General features: G+C 73.4%; 12 protein-coding genes and 1 pseudogene. 8 read left to right on the top strand and 5 right to left on the bottom strand.

Annotated elements, in window-relative coordinates:
• Positions 1-20 precede the first annotated feature (20 nt).
• Positions 21-1,163, bottom strand: a complete 1,143-nt coding sequence (gene pdhA / locus ACGF0D_RS33860; RefSeq protein WP_392922782.1) for a pyruvate dehydrogenase (acetyl-transferring) E1 component subunit alpha — start codon at positions 1,161-1,163, stop codon at positions 21-23.
• 164 nt (positions 1,164-1,327) lie between these two features.
• Between pdhA and ACGF0D_RS33855 the strand changes: the two genes are divergently transcribed.
• Positions 1,328-1,774 carry an Lrp/AsnC family transcriptional regulator gene (locus ACGF0D_RS33855; protein ID WP_392922779.1) on the top strand — a complete coding sequence of 149 codons (447 nt, stop codon included), beginning with the start codon at positions 1,328-1,330 and terminating at the stop codon, positions 1,772-1,774.
• 31 nt (positions 1,775-1,805) lie between these two features.
• On the opposite strand, the gene ACGF0D_RS33850 is transcribed toward ACGF0D_RS33855, so the two are convergent.
• A complete protein-coding gene (locus tag ACGF0D_RS33850) occupies positions 1,806-2,390 on the bottom strand; it encodes a TetR/AcrR family transcriptional regulator (protein WP_392881414.1) in 585 nt (194 codons plus the stop codon).
• 139 nt (positions 2,391-2,529) lie between these two features.
• On the opposite strand from ACGF0D_RS33850, the gene ACGF0D_RS33845 reads away from it, so the two are divergent.
• From ACGF0D_RS33845 to ACGF0D_RS33820, 6 genes are all read left to right on the top strand, one after another.
• Complete coding sequence (locus tag ACGF0D_RS33845) at positions 2,530-3,798, top strand: hypothetical protein (RefSeq protein WP_392881412.1); 1,269 nt, start codon at positions 2,530-2,532, stop codon at positions 3,796-3,798.
• A gap of 161 nt (positions 3,799-3,959) precedes the next feature.
• A complete protein-coding gene (gene paaN / locus ACGF0D_RS33840; protein ID WP_392922777.1) occupies positions 3,960-5,660 on the top strand; it encodes a phenylacetic acid degradation protein PaaN in 1,701 nt (566 codons plus the stop codon).
• Positions 5,661-5,806: 146 nt separating this feature from the next.
• Positions 5,807-7,297 (top strand): FAD-dependent monooxygenase, encoded by a 1,491-nt coding sequence (locus ACGF0D_RS33835; protein WP_392922774.1) that lies wholly within the window; start codon positions 5,807-5,809, stop codon positions 7,295-7,297.
• 445 nt (positions 7,298-7,742) lie between these two features.
• The gene (locus ACGF0D_RS33830) at positions 7,743-9,899 is read left to right on the top strand and encodes a protease pro-enzyme activation domain-containing protein (RefSeq protein ID WP_392922771.1); all 2,157 of its coding nucleotides are present in this window, start codon (positions 7,743-7,745) and stop codon (positions 9,897-9,899) included.
• Between the two features lie 300 nt (positions 9,900-10,199).
• Positions 10,200-11,207, top strand: coding sequence for an XRE family transcriptional regulator (locus ACGF0D_RS33825; RefSeq protein ID WP_392922768.1), 1,008 nt, complete (start codon positions 10,200-10,202; stop codon positions 11,205-11,207).
• Positions 11,208-11,475: 268 nt separating this feature from the next.
• Complete coding sequence (locus ACGF0D_RS33820) at positions 11,476-12,795, top strand: peptidoglycan-binding protein (RefSeq protein ID WP_392922765.1); 1,320 nt, start codon at positions 11,476-11,478, stop codon at positions 12,793-12,795.
• A gap of 39 nt (positions 12,796-12,834) precedes the next feature.
• On the opposite strand, the gene ACGF0D_RS33815 is transcribed toward ACGF0D_RS33820, so the two are convergent.
• Positions 12,835-13,581 (bottom strand): TrmH family RNA methyltransferase, encoded by a 747-nt coding sequence (locus ACGF0D_RS33815; protein ID WP_392922762.1) that lies wholly within the window; start codon positions 13,579-13,581, stop codon positions 12,835-12,837.
• Between the two features lie 5 nt (positions 13,582-13,586).
• A complete protein-coding gene (locus ACGF0D_RS33810) occupies positions 13,587-14,222 on the bottom strand; it encodes a TetR family transcriptional regulator (protein WP_392922760.1) in 636 nt (211 codons plus the stop codon).
• 100 nt (positions 14,223-14,322) lie between these two features.
• Between ACGF0D_RS33810 and ACGF0D_RS33805 the strand changes: the two genes are divergently transcribed.
• Positions 14,323-14,970: a hypothetical protein gene (locus ACGF0D_RS33805; protein ID WP_392922758.1), complete on the top strand. Its 648-nt coding sequence runs from the start codon at positions 14,323-14,325 to the stop codon at positions 14,968-14,970.
• Positions 14,971-15,342: 372 nt separating this feature from the next.
• Here ACGF0D_RS33805 and ACGF0D_RS33800 read toward each other — a convergent pair.
• Positions 15,343-15,445 (bottom strand): annotated as a pseudogene (locus tag ACGF0D_RS33800) (transcriptional regulator); the annotation flags it as partial.

Below are 15,445 nucleotides of genomic sequence, written 5' to 3'. Positions count from 1 at the left end.
GGGCGACGGGTGGGAAGTGCTCACCGGTCCGCCACCTCCGCCTCGGCGGCCAGCTCGGCGGCCAACTGGTCGGCCTGCTCCCGCAGTTGCGGGGTCGGCTCGGCGAAGACGTGGGCGAACAGCGACATCGGGTCCAGGTCCGGGTCGGCGTGGAACTCGGCCCGCATCCGGGCGGCCAGCGCCTCCGCCTCCTCGGCCGCGTCCCGCACCAGCCCGTCGTCCAGCACGCCGAGTCCGCGCAGCGCCCGCTCCATCAGCAGGATCGGGTCGTGCTCGCGCCAGGCGGCCACCTCGGGCTCGGTGCGGTAGCGGGTGGCGTCGTCGGCGTTGGTGTGGGCGTCGATCCGGTAGGTCAGCGCCTCGACCAGGGTCGGGCCCTCGCCGGCCCGGGCCCGCTCGACCGCCTCGGTCAGCACCGAGTGCACGGCGGGCGCGTCGTTGCCGTCCACCAGCCGGCCCGGCATGCCGTAGCCGACGGCCTTGTGGGCCAGGCTCGGGGCGGCGGACTGGGCGCTGAGCGGGACCGAGATCGCGTAGCCGTTGTTCTGCACCAGGAAGACCACCGGGGCGCTCAGCACGGCCGCGAAGTTCAGCGCCTCGTGGAAGTCGCCCTCGCTGGTGCCGCCGTCGCCGAGCATCGCCAGCGCGACCACCGGCTCGCCGCGCAGCCGGGCGGCGTGCGCCAGCCCGACGGCGTGCGGGGCCTGGGTGGCGAGCGGGGTGCAGAGCGGGGCGGTGCGGCTGGCCCGCGGGTCGTAGCCGGTGTGGGCGCTGCCGCGCAGCAGGGTCAGCGCCTCCAGCGGGTCGACGCCCCGGGAGACCACCGCGAGGGTGTCGCGGTAGCTGGGGAAGAGCCAGTCGTGCTCGTCGAGCACCAGGGCGGCGGCGACCTGGCAGGCCTCCTGGCCGGTGGACGCCGGGTAGACGGCGAGCCTGCCCTGCTTGGTCAGGGTGGTGGCCTGCTGGTTGTACCGGCGGCCGACGACCAGGCGGCGGTACAGCTCGCACAGCAGGGCCGGATCGTACTTCTCCAGCGCGGGGGTGCCGAACGTCCGGACCGGGGAGGGGTCCGGAAGGAGGGGTGCCGGATCGGTGCGCGGGGCGGTCGCCCCGGGCATCCAACCGGGCACGCCCGTGTGGTGTCTGTGGTCGAGAACGGTCATCTCGGGGCACCTCCAGGGGTGGCGGGGGCTCCCTACCGATTGTTCGGTCGTCTGTTCATCTTGACCAGAAGCGTGACAAGGTGGTGGACATTCGGCCCGTTCGGCGGTCGACTGGTGGCAGTGCGTCCAATCGGTGGGGGTGGGGGGTCATGTCGGCTGAACAGATGTCCAGACTCGACCGGGTCGACCGGCAGATCCTGCGGCTGCTGCAGCAGGACGGTCGCGCCTCCATCCGCTCGGTGGCCGAGCGGGTGCACGTGTCCCGGGCGAACGCGTACGCCCGGATCTCCAGGATGGTCGAGGACGGTGTCATCCGCGGCTTCACTGCCAGGGTGGACCACGAGCGGGCAGGCCAGACCGCGTCCGCGTACGTCACCCTGAAAATCGTCCAGAACTCCTGGCGGACGGTGCGCGAACAGCTGCTGGCGCTGCCCGGGGTGGCGCACATCGCGCTGGTCGGCGGGGACTTCGACGTCCTGCTGCTGGTGCACACCGCCGACAACCAGGCCCTGCGGGAGCTGGTGCTGGGCAGCATCCAGTCCATCCCCCAGGTGCTCGGCACCCGGACGATGCTGGTCTTCGAGGAGACGGACCAGGTGCCGCCGCTCTAGAAACCGGTCAGCGCACCCGCGCAGAGACGGCTCAGCGCGCCCGCAGCCCGTCGAAGGCCAGGTGGACGACCGCGTCCGCGACCCCGTCGGCGGCCTTGAGCCCCGGCCGGTACCACTCCACGATCGAGTTGATCATCCCGAACAGCAGCCGGGTGGCCAGCCGGGGCTCCACGTCCGCGCGCAGCGCGCCGTCCGCGACCGCCGCCCGCAGCAGCTCGGCGACCTGGTGGTCGAAGTCCCGCCGGCGCTCCAGCGCCCACTGCTCGGTGGCCGTGTTGCCGCGCACCCGCAGCAGCAGCGTCACGTACGGCAGCTCGTCCAGCAGCACCTCGGCGGTGCGCCGCACCACGTGCTCCAGCCGCTCCACCGCCGGGCCCTCGACCGCGGCCGGCTCGGCCAGGATCGCGAACAGCCCGTCCAGCGCCCGCCCGACCGCCAGCCGCAGCAACTCCTCCTTGCCGCGCACGTGGTGGTAGATGGAGGACTTGGAGATCCCGGCCGCCCGGGACAGGTCCTCCATGGAGGTGCCGTCGTAGCCGCGCTCGTTGAAGACGTCGACGGTCACCGCGAGCAGTGACTCCACGGTGTAGGCGGTGCGCGTGGTGTGATCGGCCATCCTCCGAGTATCCCCGGCCGTACGCGGCGGTACGCGATCGGGTCCGACTGGTCCGTACCAACCAGGGGTGCCGGACAGGGCCAGGCCCTAGACTCTCCGGACGATCCGTCCACGTCCAGAGCACTGGGGTCCACGGCTGATGAACGCAATACCGGCAGTCGCCTCCGACGTGCCAGAGCAGCGCAGCGAGGATCCCGAGGGGACCTCACGCACCTGGCAGGAGCGCGGCCGCGCCCTGGTGGTCCGGTTCGGACCGGCCGTGTGGTGCTACGCCGTGCTGAAGCTGGTGGGCTTCACCGTCTTCATGAAGCTGCTCTCCTTCGCCGGGGAGTACGCCAAGAAGCCGGCCCGGTTCGGAGGCGGCGCCAACCCCTGGGACGTGGTGGCCAGCTGGGACGGCTGGTGGTACCAGCAGGTGGCCCAGTACGGCTACCACCCGGCACTCGTCCCGATCCCGAACGGCCCGGTCGGCTTCAGCATCGAGCAGAACTCGGCCGCCTTCTTCCCGCTCTACCCGGGCCTGATGCGGCTGACCTCGGACGTCACCGGCCTCGGCCTGTACGGCGCCGGGATGCTGGTCTCGGTGGTGGCCTCGCTGTTCGCCGCGGCCGGCATCTACGCCGTGGTGGAGAAGCTGACCGGCGACGCGCGCTCGGGCGTGATCGCGGCCGGCATCTGGGCGATCGCCCCGGGTTCCGGCGCCGAGTGGGCCGTCTACTCGGACTCCCTCTTCGTCGCGCTGGCCGCCTGGGCCTGCTACTGCGTGATGACCAAGCAGTGGATCGCGGCCGGGGTGGTCACCCTGGTCGCCGGACTCAACCGGCCGACCTCGGCGGCGCTGATAGGCGCCGTCGGCCTGGCCGCGCTGGTCGAGCTGTACCGCCGGGAGAGCGGTGTCCTGCGCCCGCTGGCCGCGATGCTGCTGGCCCCGCTCGGCCTGCTCGGCTACGTCGGCTGGGTGGGCTGGCGGACGGGCGAGTGGGGCGGCTACTTCCGGCTCCAGCACGACGCCTGGCTGCACTACTTCGACTGGGGCCAGGGCACCTGGCACGCGATCCGCGGGGTCCTGCTGGGCCGCAGCGACTACCCCTTCGCCTTCCCGCTGCCGGACCTGCTCGCCACCCTGATCGTGCTCAGCCTGCCGATGCTGATCGTGCTGCTGGTCCGGCTGCGCCCGCCGCTGGTGCTGACCGCCTACACGGTGGCGACGATCGTCTCGGTGCTCGGCAGCCTCGGCATCTTCGGCAACGTCTCCCGTTACCTGCTGCCCGCGTTCCCGCTGTTCATCGCGCTGGCGGTGGGGATGCGCAAGCTGAGCCTGCCGGTGCTGGCCACCGTCCTGGGCACCGGCGCCATCGCCTCCGGCTGGTACGCCGGGTACGTGATCTTCGAGCTGGGCGTGCCGTAAACCCGGACCACCCGAGCCCACGGGGGCGCGTCCGACCCGGACGCGCCCCCGTTCCGTCTCCCCGGATTCCCCTCGCCGCACCCTCTTCAGCCGACCGATCGTTCGGTTACCCTGTGACGTGTCCCGTCCTGCTTTTCGAGGCCCTCCCAGGAGCGCACAAGATGTCCGCAGCGGTCACCCACCCCCTCGTCAGCGAGCTGGTCGAGCGCCACCAGGCCACCCTGGACGCCGCACTCGCCGCCGCCGCCAAGCGCGACTACTGGTCGCCCTACCCCGAGTTCCCGAAGGCGTACGGCGAGAGCGGCCCGGCGGACGGCAAGGCCGCCTTCGACGCCCTGCTCGGCAAGCCCTTCACCCTCGACGGCCACCCCACCGACGGCGACCAGGTCGGCGGCGAGGCCTCCCCGTACGGCGTCGAGCTGGGCATCACCTACCCGCACGCCGGCCCGGACGCGCTGATCGCCGCGCTCACCGCCGCCCGCCCCGGCTGGGCCGCCGCCACCCCGCTGGAGCGCGCCGCCGTCTGCCTGGAGATCCTGCACCGGATCAACGCCCGCTCCCACGAGTTCGCCCAGGCCGTCATGCACACCACCGGCCAGGCCTACGGCATGGCCTTCCAGGCCGGCGGCCCGCACGCCCAGGACCGCGGGCTGGAGGCCGTCACCTACGCGTACGCCGAGCAGACCCGGCTGCCCCGGCAGGCCGGCTGGACCAAGCCGCAGGGCAAGCGCGACCCGCTGGTGATGACCAAGGACTTCACCGTCGTCCCGCGCGGCCTCGCGCTGCTGATCGGCTGCAACACCTTCCCCACCTGGAACGGCTACCCGGGCCTGTTCGCCTCGCTGGCCACCGGCAACCCGGTGCTGGTCAAGCCGCACCCGCGGGCCGTGCTGCCGCTCGCGCTGACCGTGCGGATCGCCCGCGAGGTGCTCGCCGAGGCCGGCTTCGACCCCGACCTGGTCTGCCTGGCCGCCGAGCACGACGGCGGCACCGTCGCCGCGACCCTCGCGGTCCGCCCCGAGATCAAGCTGATCGACTACACCGGCTCCACCACCTTCGGCGACTGGCTCGAGGAGCACGCCAAGCAGGCGCAGGTGTACACCGAGAAGGCCGGCGTCAACACGGTGGTGATCGACTCCACCGACGACTACAAGGGCATGCTGGGCAATCTCGCCTTCGCGCTGTCCCTCTACAGCGGCCAGATGTGCACCACCCCGCAGAACGTGCTGATCCCGCGCGGCGGCATCGCCACCGACCAGGGCGACAAGTCCTACGACCAGGTGGTCGACGACCTGGCCGGCGCCATCGAGGGCCTGCTCTCCGACGACACCCGCGCCGCCTCGATCCTCGGTGCCGTGGTCAACCCCGGGGTGCTCCAGCGCTCGGCCGCCGCGGCCGGCGGCGAGTACGGCGAACTCGCCCTCGCCCCGCGCGCGGTGACCTCGCCGGACTTCCCCGGCGCGACCGTCCGCACCCCCGCGCTGGTCAGGCTGGACGCCGACAAGCCGGACGACCGCGCGCTCTTCCGCACCGAGTGCTTCGGCCCGGTCTCCTTCGCCGTCGCCGTCGAATCCACCCCCGCCGCGGTCGAGTTGCTGCGCACCACGGTCCGCGAGAAGGGCGCCATGACGGCCTCCGGCTACACCACCTCGCCCGAGGTGGAGGCGCTGCTGGTCGAGGCCGCCCTGGACTCCGGCGTCTCGCTCTCGCTCAACCTGACCGGCGGGGTCTACCCCAACCAGACCGCCGCCTTCTCCGACCTGCACGGCACCGGCGCCAACCCGGCCGCCAACTCGGCCTACTGCGACGGCGCGTTCGTCGCCAACCGGTTCCGCACGGTGGAGATCCGCCGGCACTCCTGAGCCCCGTGGCGGCATCCCCCGGGCCCCGGCGGTCACCCACCGCCGGGGCCCGGCGGTTCACAGCCCCGACGGCGCCCGCGATGATGGAGGCTGGGAGAACGCCGGGAACGGCGTACGACCGCCCTCCGAACAACGGGAGCTGATACATGGCCGTGAAGCCGACGAGCGAAACCGACGTCCTGATCGTCGGCGCCGGACCGACCGGACTGCTGCTGGCCGGCGATCTCGCCGCCGCCGGAGTCGGCGTCACCGTACTGGAGAAGCGGGCCGCCGAGTCCAACCTCACCCGGGCCTTCGCCGTGCACGCCCGCAGCCTGGAGCTGCTGGACGCCCGGGGCCTGGCGGAGGAGCTGATCGCCACCGGCCGGCCGCTCTCCGAGCTGCGGATGTTCGACCGCTTCGGGATCGACCTCGGTTCGCTGCCCACCCGCTTCCCGTTCGTCCTGATCACCCCGCAGTACAACGTCGAACGGCTGCTGCTGGAACGCGCGGAGCAGGCCGGCGCCAGCGTGCTGCGCGGCGCCGAGGTCACCGGGCTGCGCCAGGACGCCGAGGGCGTGACCCTGGAGACCCGCGACGGGCAGAGCCACCGCGCCGCCTACGCGGTCGCCACCGACGGCGTCCACTCCACCGTCCGCGACCTGCTGGGCATCCCGTTCCCCGGGGAGTCGGTGGTCGACTCGGTGGTGCTGGCCGACGTCCGGCTGGACCACGAGCCCGCCCAGGCGATCACCGTCGGCGCCAACCAGGCCGGCTTCGCCTTCATCGCCCCGTTCGGCGACGGCTGGTTCCGGATCATCGCCTGGGACCGCGAGGAGCGGTACCCGGACGGCACCACCCCCTCGGCCGAGCAGCTCACCGCCCTCGTCCGGGCCATCCTCGGCGAGGACTACGGCCTGCACGAGGTGCGCTGGAGCTCCACCTTCCACAGCGACGAACGGCAGGCCCCCAACTACCGCTCCGGCCGGGTCTTCCTGGCCGGCGACGCCGCGCACTGCCACTCCCCGGCCGGCGGCCAGGGCATGAACACCGGCCTCCAGGACGCCGCCAACCTCTCCTGGAAGCTCGCCGCGGCGGTCCGGGGCCACGCCACCGACGCCCTGCTGGACACCTACCAGACCGAGCGGCACCCGGTCGGCAAGACGGTGCTGCGCACCTCCGGCGCGCTGATCCGGCTGGCGCTCGCCGAGTCCGCCCCCACCCGCGCCCTGCGCGGGGCGCTCACCGCGCTGGGCGGCCACCTCGACCCGGTCACCGAGCGCGGCGCCAGGCTGGTCTCCGGCATCGGCATCTCCTACCCCGCGCCCAAGGACAGCCACCCGCAGGTCGGCAAGCGCGTCCCGGACCTGCGGCTGACCGCGCTGAGCAAGCCCGCCGAGGGCGCCCCGGCCGGCCCCGACCGGCTCTACGAGGCGCTGCGCGCCGGGAAGTTCGTCCTGGTCAGCAATGACGAGCTGGCCGCCGCCGAACCCTGGGCCGACCGGATGGTCTCCGCCGCCCCCGCCGACCCGCACGGCAAGCTGCGCGACACCGTCCTGCTGATCCGCCCGGACGGCTACGTCGCCTGGGCCGCCGTCGACCCCGGCCAGGGCGAACTGCGCACCGCCCTCACCGACTGGCTCGGCACCCCGGCCTGACCTTCCCCGGGGCGGGCGCCCGGTCCACCGCGCGCCCGCCCGCCGAGGACCCCTCGCCGCAACTCCGGCCCGCCGCAGGCCCCTCGCCCCAACTCCGGCCCGCCGCAGGCCCGTCGCAGGCCCGTCGGCCGAGCCTTCCCGCCGGTCAGCGGCCGCCGGCCCCGCGGGTCCGGCTGCGCGTCAGTCAGCGCCCTCCCTCGGCTCGTTCCGATGACACGTCCGCTCCCGGCAGCCCGAATCGGTCTGGACCGGCTCCGGAATCACCGTCATTCACTGTATGGAACCTCCGAGTTTCCCACCTTCCACAGTTGACTGTTTTTTAGCAACGAATTGCTCGACCATGAGCCACTTCGCACACGGGTTCTGTCATGTTCGAGCCAGCGTTCTCGACCCCCTGAACGCCTGGTCCCTTGCCGGCCCCCACAGCCGGCCAGAGGAGGATCCGTTGCGCCCCCGCTCCCTTGCCCTCGCCGCGGCGATAGCCGTGCTGCCGCTGACCGCCGTCTCGCTCGGTGTCTCCACCGCGCAGGCCGCCACTCCCAACGCCACCCCGCGCGTCGCCCTGCCGAACACCGTGAACCCGGCGGTGGCCCACTCGGAGAAGAAGGGTGACGTCCCGGCCGCGCAGCAGATCGCGGTGTCCGTCAGCCTGAAGCTGCGCGACGCCGACGCCCTGGACCGCTTCCTCACCGCCGTCGCCACCCCGGGCACCCCGGAGTACGGCCACTACCTGACGCCGGAGCAGTTCACCGCGCGGTTCGGCCCGACCCAGGCCGCCGTCGACCAGGTCAGGACGTACCTGGCCCAGCAGGGCCTGACCGTCACCGAGGTGAGCGCCAACCGCCAGGTCGTCAACGCCCACGGCACCGCCGCCCAGGTCTCCCAGGCCTTCGGCACCCACGAGAGCTCGTACCTGGACCCGCAGCTCCAGCGCGCCTTCTTCGCCAACGACGCCGCCGCCTCGATCCCCTCCGACCTCGCCGCCGTGGTCCAGGGCATCAGCGGCCTGGACAACCACGCGGTGCGCAAGAACCGCCTGGCCACGCCGAAGGCCGTCACCCCGAACACCGCGAGCGCCACCCCGAGCGGCATGGCCCCGGCCCAGTACACCGGTGCGTACAACCTCAACAAGACCGGCGCGGACGGCACCGGCACCACGGTCGCACTGTGGGAGTTCGACGGCTACCAGTCCTCGAACCTGACCACCTACGACTCCCAGTACGGCCTGTCCGGCCCGGCCGTCTCCACCGTCTCGGTGGACGGCGCCAACTACGACTCCGCCCCCGGCCAGGGCCAGGGCGAGGTCGAGCTGGACAGCGAGATCGTCCGCGGCGCGGCGCCCAAGGCCACCCAGCTGGTCTACGAGGCGCCCAACAGCGACCAGGGCGAGATCGACATGGCCAACAAGATCGTGGCCGACAACAGGGTCTCGGTGATCTCGATCTCCTGGGGCTCCTGCGAGCCGGACACCACCGCCTCCTCGATGACGGCGGTCGACAACGCCTTCAAGCAGGCCGCCGCCCAGGGCATCTCGATCTTCTCCGCCTCCGGCGACGACGGCTCCCGCGACTGCACCCGCTCCACCAGCGGCTCCTCCGTCAAGGCGGTCGACTTCCCGGCCTCCAGCCCGCACCAGACCGGCGTCGGCGGCACCAACCTCAAGGTGTCCAGCGGCAACGCCTACTCCTCGGAGAGCGCCTGGAGCACCGCCGGCGGCGGCGTCTCCACCGTGTTCGCCAAGCCGAGCTGGCAGACCGGCACCGGCGTCAGCGGCACCATGCGCACCGTCCCGGACGTCTCCTCCAACGCCGACCCGGCCAGCGGCTTCGCGATCTACACGGCCGGCGCCTGGCAGGTCTACGGCGGCACCAGCGCGGCCGCGCCGCTCTGGTCCGGCTACGCGGCCCAGTTCAACCAGAAGGCCAAGGCCGTCGGGCAGCCGGTCCTCGGCGAGGCGAGCCCGCGGCTGTACTCGGTCGCGAACAGCAGCGGCTACGGCAGCACCTTCCACGACGTGACCACCGGCGCCAACCAGGACTTCTCCGCGAAGGCCGGCTACGACCAGGTCACCGGCTGGGGCTCCCCGGTCGCCGACGCGCTGACCACCGCCCTGCTCGGCGGCGGCACCACCCCGCCGTCCGGCGGCTGCACCGCCGCCCAGCTGATCACCAACGGCGGCTTCGAGACCGGCACCGCCTCCCCGTGGACCACCTCCAGCGGCGTGGTCGACAACAGCTCCTCCCAGGCCGCCCACTCGGGCAGCTGGAAGGCCTGGATGAACGGCTACGGCTCGGCCCACACCGACACCATGTCGCAGACCGTCTCGATCCCGGCCGGCTGCACCTCCGCCAAGCTGACCTTCTGGCTGCACATCGACACCGCGGAGACCGGCACCACCGCGTACGACAAGCTGACCGTCCAGGCCAACAGCACCACGCTGGCGACCTACTCCAACGCGAACGCCGCCGCCGGTTACGTCCAGCGCACCCTGGACCTGACCTCCTTCGCCGGCCAGACCGTGACCATCAAGTTCACCGGCACCGAGGACTCCTCGCTGCAGACCAGCTTCGTGATCGACGACGTCGCGCTGAACGTCAACTGATCACCGGCAGGTAGCACCACCGAACCCCCGCCGGGGCGGCCGCCGTCAGGGCCCGCCCCGGCGGTGTCCGTCCCAGCCCGCCGCAGGGGTGCGCGGGCCCGGGGCGGCGGCCCGTGTTTCCGGACTGTTTCAAGATCGCTAACCCTTCGGTCCACCTGCCGTGACCACTGTCATACGCACGACTGATGACGTAGCCTCTCGACCGTGCATAGGGTTCCCCAAAGCTCGGTGAAGCCGCTGGCGGCGCGCCCCGGCGCCGACCCGGTCCCACCGAACTCACCTGGTGGGGAGGGTCACCGCATGGCCGCACAGCAACCTCAGGACGCCGCGCGGCTGCGGCTGGTCGGATCGCACACGGAGCGCCCCGGACCGCCCCCCGCCGCCGTCCCCGTCCCGGCGCCCGGCCGGCTCACCCCGGTCGGCGGCTTCGCGGACACCCTGCACCTGGCCATCGAGGCCAGCGGCCTCAGCCTGGACCGCATCCGCGCCGCCCTCGCCGGGCGCGGCGTCCGGGTCAGCGTCACGACCCTCAGCTACTGGCGGCGCGGCCGCAGCCAGCCCGAACGGGCCAGCTCGCTGCGCGCCGTCCACCTGCTGGAGGAGCTGCTCGGCCTGCCGCACAGCGCGCTCTCCTCGCTGCTCGGGCCGCCGCGCCCGCGCGGCCGCTGGGCCGCCGCGGCCAACACCTGCCACCTCGGGCTGGAGGACGTCTGGCCGGGTGAGCAGCAGATCGCCGACATCTTCGCCGAGCTGAACGCCCCGCCGGCCGGCGAGCTGGAGCGGCTGAGCATCCACGACTCCTACTACGTGGACGCCGAGCGGCGCGGCAACCTGCTGCGGATGCGCCAGGTGGTGCGCGCCACGGTCGGTGGCGTCGGCCGCTGCCTGGTGGTGCACATGGCCGACGAGGAGGCCGCCGGCTGCCCGGAGATCACCTCGGTTCGGCACGGCCGGCTGGGCCGGGTGCGCCGCCGCCCGGAGGCCGGGCTGATCGTCGCCGAGCTGATGCTGGACCGCCCGCTCGGCCTCGGCGACAGCACGGTCTTCGAGTACGAGGTGGAGATCCCGCCCGGCGGCCCGACCACGGAGTACAGCCGCCGCTTCGCCACACCGGTGCGCGAGTACGTGCTCCAGGTGCACTTCGACCCGGCCGCCGTCCCGGCGCACTGCGAGCGCTACGACCGCGAGCCGGGCGCCGACGTCGACCACCGCCGCGAGCAGCTCTGGATCGGCGCCTCGGCGAGCGCCCACGTCCTGGCCCCGGACCAGCAGCCGGGCCACATCGGCATCCGCTGGGAGTGGGCGTAGCCCTTCCCGCGCCGGAAGCCCGAAGTCCCGAAGCCCCGTCGGACCGTCAGGGTCCGGCGGGGCGCCGCTTGTCACGGGTGAGGCCGGCCCCGAACGCCCCGCCACGTCCGGGAGTCGCACGAGTCTCACCCGTTCGGCTCAACCCACCGTGACGCATCCCGCCCGCTTTGGGACTTTGGTCCCGGTAACACGCGGAATCGGCCAGGGAAGGCCACTCCTGTCCCGCCGTCAGGCGGTGCCCGGACAGACCGCAGGAAAGAGGCGGAACATGACCCTGACCGACCTGTCCCCGCTCATGGAGTTCGACGACGTCGAACCGGCGGAGGACTGCATATGCGGGGGCTGCAACGCCCGCCGCCGCGCCCGGCTGCACGCCGCGCCGGTCCACGAGGACGGACACGCCGCCGCCCGCAGCGTCCGCCGCCGGGCCGCCGTGCTGATGGCCGCCATGGGCACCGCGATCGGCGGCGGGACGGCCGCCGCCACCGCGGCGCCCGCCCCCACGCCGGGCGACAGCAGTGCCACCCGCTCGCAGAACCCCCAGGGCGAGATCAGCGGCCTCTACGGCCAGGCGCCGGGGGCCCGTTCCCTCGCCGCCCCGCGCGCCGCCGCGACGCCGCTCACCCGGGCCCAGATCATCCAGCGCGCCCAGAGCTGGGTCGACCAGGGCGTGCCGTACAGCATGAGCCGCTACTGGTCGGACGGCTACCGCCAGGACTGCTCCGGCTTCGTCTCGATGGCCTGGGGCCTGAACAGCAGCCAGACCACCTGGACGCTGCCCAACTTCGCCGAGCGGATCGGCAAGAACGACCTCCAGCCCGGCGACATCCTCCTCTACAACAACCCGGCCAGCCCCCAGGCCGGCTCGCACGTGACGATCTTCGGCGGCTGGACCGACTCCTCCCGCACCACGTACGTCGCCTACGAGCAGACCGGGCCCTCCACCAAGAAGCGCTCCACCCCGTACGCGTACTGGAACAACTCCGGCGCGTACGTCCCGTACCGCTACACCGGCCTGTCCGCCGGCGGCAGCGGCAACGGCGGCGGCACCTCCTCCACCGCCTTCCCCGGCGCGGACAGGTTCGGCCCCGGCGCCGACAACGCGTACGTCACCAGGCTCGGCCAGATGCTGGTGCAGCGCGGCGGCGCCGCGTTCTACTCCACGGGCCCCGGACCGCGCTGGACGGACAGCGACCGCCGGGCCGTCCAGGCCTTCCAGCAGGCCCAGGGCTGGCGCGGCGGCGAGGCCGACGGCATCCCCGGCAAGGACACCTGGGACTACCTGGTCAACGGCAAGGGCCGCAACATCAACGGCGGCACCCCGCTGCCGCCCCCGCCGCCGCCCACCACCGAGGGCTTCCCCGGCGCCCAGTACTTCGGCCCCGGCCAGAACAACGACCACGTCCGGCGCCTCGGCGAACAGCTCGTCCGCAAGGGCTTCGGCGGCTCGTACACCGTCGGCCCCGGCCCGCGGTGGACGGAGAGCGACCGCCGCGCCGTCCAGGCCTTCCAGCAGGCCCAGGGCTGGCTCGGCAGTGAGGCCGACGGCTACCCGGGCCCCGACACCTGGCGCCGGCTCTTCTCCTGACACCCCGCCGAGGCGCGGTGCCCACCCGGGCGCCGCGCCTCAGCGCTTCCCCGACATCCAGTGGAAGAGGCCCATCGCGACACTGGTCGCCAGGTTGAAGCTGGACACTCCCGGCTGCATCGGCACCGCCACCAACCGGTCGGCGCGCGCCTTGAGTTCGTCCGACACACCGTGCCGCTCCGTACCGAAGGCCAGCAGCGCGTCGTCCGGGAAGGGCAGGTCCCGGATGTCCTCGCCCTCCGGATCCAGCACGAACAACGGCCCGTCCGGCAGCTCCGGCAGGCTCAACCGCTCGACCGCGGTCGCGAAGTGCAGCCCCGCACTCCCGCGCAGCACGTTCGGATGCCACGGGTCCAGGTCCCCCGTGGTCACCACCCCGGTGGCGCCGAACCCGGCCGCCAGCCGGATCACCGCCCCGACGTTCCCCAGGTTGCGCGGGTTCTCCAACAGCACCACCGGCGCCTTCCGCGGACGCCGCCCCAGCACCGCCCGGTTCGCCTCCACACCGGGCCGCACCGCCAGCGCCGCCACCCCCGTCGGATGCAACCGCGGCACCAGCCCCCGCAGGACCGGCTCCGGCACCTCCACCGCGAGCCCCTCCAACGCCGGAGCGACATCCGGCGCCAACTCGCCCGCCAACGCCGCCAGGGCCTCCCGGTCGGCGGTCAGCACCCACCGCACCTCGCCGCCGAACCGCAGCGCGTGCTTCAGCGCGTGGAACCCGTCCAGCAGCACCGCCCCCGGCTCCCGCTCGGCCGCCCGCCACCCGCGCACCAGCTCGTCCATGCCGTTCACTCTCCCACCTGCTCCCCGGGCCGCCCCGCCGCGGCGATCACTTCCTCGAACCCGAGCGGCCGCCCCAACGGCCCGCCCGCATCGCGGGCCAACCCGTCCAACGCGAGGTCCAGGTGCCGGTGGACCAACGAACCGTCCGCCTCCAACGCCGCCAGAGCGCCCGGCAACGGACGCGACACCCGGACGCAGAGCAGCACCAGGTCCCCCATCCCGACGTCGGCCCGCAGCCGCCCGGCCTCCCGGGCCGCGCGCAGCAGTTCCTCCACGGCCACCACGGCACCCCGACGGACCGCCACCAGCTCCTCGTCCACCACCAGGTGCTCCAGCAGCACCACGATCGCCGCCCCCATCCGCAGATCGGCGGCGGCGTGCACGAAGCGCCGCAGCGCCAGGTACGGATCCGGCTCGACGCGCCCTGCCTCCTCCGCGGCCCCGGCGAGCCGGGTCAGCAGGTCGGTGACCAGCGCGCGGACCAGCGCCTCCCGGTCCGGGAACCGCCGGTAGAGCGTGCCGGGGCCGACTCCCGCCCGCCGCACCACCGCGTCCAACGGGGCGTCCGGGCCCCGCTCCAGGAACACCTCGCAGGCGGCGTCCAGGATCCTGCGCCGGCTGCGCTCCGCGTCGGCCCTCATCCACAGCTCCCTAACCGGAGAAAATCTCTCCCCCTATGCTAGCGTCACCAGAACCGGAGAATAATTCTCCGCCTAACCGCCCTCCCCGAGGAGCGCCACCATGTCGACCAGCCTCACCGTCCGCACCGAGATCGACGGCACCACCCACCCCCGGGAGGCCGTCCTCGCCTGGGAACTCGACCGCGCCCGCGCCGCCCTGAGCCTGCTCAAGCAGCGCCTCGGCGACGACCGCACACGCGAACTCCTCACCCCGGACACCACCGCCTCCGACACCGCCCTGGCCTCCTGGGCCCAGGCCTCCGCCGGCCGCCGGCGCACCGCCGTCACCGAACTCACCGCCACCGGCATCGACGCCGAGACCTTCCTCACCTGGTGGCAGGGCCGCCTCCAGGCCGGCGACCGCACCGCCCTGCTCGCCGCCAACCCCGAGCACTACCTCGCCGACTCCACCGGCGAGCGGGTCGAGATCATCGAAACCATCGGCACCGGGCCGACCCGCTTCTTCCTCCACTTCCACGACACCCCCGGCGACGACACCTTCCCCGTCCGCATCGGCGGCACCGGCACCCTCGCCGACGGCACCGAGATCCTCCACGTCCTGCACGAGTTCGCCGACACCCCCGACGGCCTGCGCATCCGCCTCACCGTCCAGTTCCCGGAAGCCGCCCCCGACCTCCTCCCCACCGGCCACCAGTGGCACTTCGCCTGCGAGTTCACCAACTGGCTCGAGGCCGCCCACGCCGCCTGACCCCAACCACCCCCACCCAGCGGGCGCCCCACCACCCAACAAGGGAAACGCCCCCACCCCCAGCAACCACCCACCGCCCCCTCCCACCCCACCCGGCTGACACCCCACCCCCCCCAGCGAGGGAACCGTCCCCACCCCCAGCAACCACCCACCCACCCGTCCCACCCCAGCGAGAGGGACGCGCTGCGGGAGGGGGCGGCGGAGGGGGTGGGTGCGGAGAGGGGCGTGGCGGGTGATTTTCAGACTGCCAACGGTCTCAACGCCCCACCGCCAGGATTGGCAGTCTGAAAATCATCCAGCCCCCGGAGCGCCCCCCCCCCGGGCGGCCGCGCCGGGGGGGGGGGGGGGGGGGGGGGGGGGGGGGGGGGGGGGGGGGCGGGCGTCGGTCCGGCCGGCGAGTTCGTAGAGGTACGTCTGCTGGTCGTCGTCGAGGCGCAGGGCGCGGGCCAGGGTGGTGAGCACGGGTGCGGACGCC

This window comes from Kitasatospora sp. NPDC048298 (assembly GCF_043201465.1).
Lineage (GTDB): Bacteria > Actinomycetota > Actinomycetes > Streptomycetales > Streptomycetaceae > Kitasatospora.
This window is presented reverse-complemented; position numbering and strand designations above follow the sequence as displayed.